1 protein-coding gene is annotated in these 2,444 nt (G+C 68.7%); it reads left to right on the top strand.

Annotated elements, in window-relative coordinates; all coding sequences use genetic code 11:
- Window positions 1-2,444 (top strand): type VI secretion system Vgr family protein (locus tag AC07R0_RS25635; protein WP_495107018.1); only part of this gene is annotated, 2,444 nt, incomplete at both ends.

Genomic DNA, 2,444 nt, shown 5'->3' with positions numbered 1-2,444 from the left:
GCCGCCTGGCGCTGGAGCGACGAAGTTGGCCCCTTCCTGCGCAACACCCAGGGCAACACCCCCCAGCGCAGCTACTGCGTGCAGTACCGAGAAACCGACCTGGCCTTCGTCTCCCGCCTGCTGGCCGAAGAAGGCCTGGGCTGGCGCGTGGAAGAAAGCGACTCCGCCCCCAGCGGCCACCAGCTGGTGCTCTTCGCCGACTCCAGCCAGACCAGCGCCTGCCCCGAAGACGCCACCAGCGCCCACGCCCTGGGAGGCGCCGGCATCCGCTTCCACGGCGCCAGCGCGCTGGAAGAGCAAGACGCCATCCAGGCCCTGGTGCACAGCAGCAGCCTGCCCCCGGCACGCCTCAGCCTGCAAAGCTTTGACTACAAAGCCAAGGCCTCCAGCAGCGTCAGCATCCCCCTCTTCCCCAGCAACGTCCCCTTCAGCGGCGGCCCCAACGCCCCCCAGCTGGAGAGCTATGACAGCCCCGGCAGCTACGCCTTTGCCGACGCCACCCAGGCCCGCGCCGCCGCCGACCGCATCGCCCAGGCCCACCACAGCCAGCGCAGCCGCTGGCAGGGCCGCAGCACCGTGCGCACCCTGCGCCCCGGCACCCGCTTCGCCCTGGTGGGCAGCCCGCGCCAGATGTCTGGCACCGGTAACGCAACCAACACCGACAGCAGCCACAACAGCACCCAAAACCCCGAACTGCTGGTGCTCGGCGTCACCAGCATCGGCATCAACAACCTGCCCCGCCCGGCCCAGGAAGCCCTGGCCGAGCTGTTCGGTCCGGTGTCGCAGCTGCTGGGCGAGCTACTGCAGCAACTATCGATACAAGACAAATCAGCCTCTAGCGCAGATTCCACCTGCGCAAGCAGCTATGAACTCGATAGCACCCGTGTTGATTTAATCCCCACCTCCGCCCTCATCGCCCAGGCCCAGAAGCTGGGCTACGCCAACCGCTTCGAAGCCATCGCCGCCCAGCAGCCCTGGCGCCCGGTGCTGGCCGATGGCACCGGCCTGCGGCTGAACCCGCGCCCCACCGCCTGGGGTAGCCAGACCGCCATCGTCATCGGCGCCCAGGGCGAGACAGTCCCCAGCGGGGCGGACGAGACCTTCACCGACCGCCTGGGGCGCATCCGCATCCGCTTCCACTGGCAGGGCCAGGGCAGTGAGAGTGCAGACGACAGCACCAGCACCTGCTGGGTCCGTGTACTGCAGCGCAGCGCGGGCGGAGGAAGTGGTGCCGGCATGGGCGTGCAATTCATCCCCCGCATCGGCCAGGAGGTGCAGGTGCAGTTTCTGGAAGGCGATATCGACCGCCCCATCGCGGTGGCCGCGCACTACAACGGCCAGGGCGAAGGCGGTGTGCTGCCCTCCCCCGGCGGTGCCCAGGACGCCGATGCCGACACCAGCGTCTTCGATGCCGCCAGCGACACCCGCTACAGCGGCCAGGGCAACCTGGTCGGCACGGGCGCGGGCGGGCACAGCCCCGTCTGGCATGGCGCTGCGGCAGGCAGTGGACCGTCTGGCCAACGCAACGCCAGTGCCCAGTGGGGTATCCGCAGCAAGGAATATGGTGGTACCGGCTACAACCAGCTGGTGTTTGACGATACCGACGGCCAAGGCCCCCAGGGCAGGATCCAGCTCAAAACCACGCAAGCCGCCACCGAGCTCAACCTGGGCCATCTGCTGCACACCGCAGACAACTACCGGGGCAGCCTGCGCGGCACCGGCACCGAGCTGCGTACCGATGCTTACGGCGCCATCCGCGCCGGCGCCGGCCTGCTCATCAGCAGCTATGCGCTACAGCACAGCGCCAGCCACCGCGACCCGGCCGGCGACAACAGCGCCGGCATGGCCCTGCTCAAACAGGCCAGCACCCTGGCCGCATCCTTCAGCCAGGCCGCCACCACGCACCAGACAGTCGCCCTGGCCAGCCATGTGGGCAGCACAAAAGCCAACGCCAGCGCACTCAACGACCAAGCCGCCCCCCTGCAAGCCCTGTACACCGCCGCCAGCGGCATGCTGGACCCGGCCAGCCTGGCCCAGGCCCAAAGTGACGCCGCCGCCAAAAGCACCCAAGCCAGCGACGGCAAACTACCGCACAGCACCGACGCGGTGCTGGGCATTGCCGCACGCGGCGGCCTGGGCGTGGTCGCCGGGCAGAACATCCAACTCAACAACGGCGAGACCACCAGCCTGATGAGCGGCCAGGACAGCCAATTCGCCAGTGGCGGCCAGCTGCGCGTGCACACCGGCCAGGCCATCGGCGTGCTGGCCGGGGCCGTCAAAGCAGGAACTAACAACAACGGCCTGCAGCTCATCGCCGCCAAGGACGACATCGACATCCAGGCCCAGGCGGGGGAACTCAAAGTCCAGGCCAAGGGCCAAGTCGATGTAATGAGCGCCAACGCCCACATCGACTGGGCTGCGGCCAAGCGGATTCGCATCGCTAC

It is taken from the genome of Rhodoferax sp. GW821-FHT07F03, assembly GCF_059418745.1.
The sequence above is the reverse complement of the archived record's forward strand: the minus strand, read 5'-3'. Positions and strand labels throughout refer to the sequence as shown.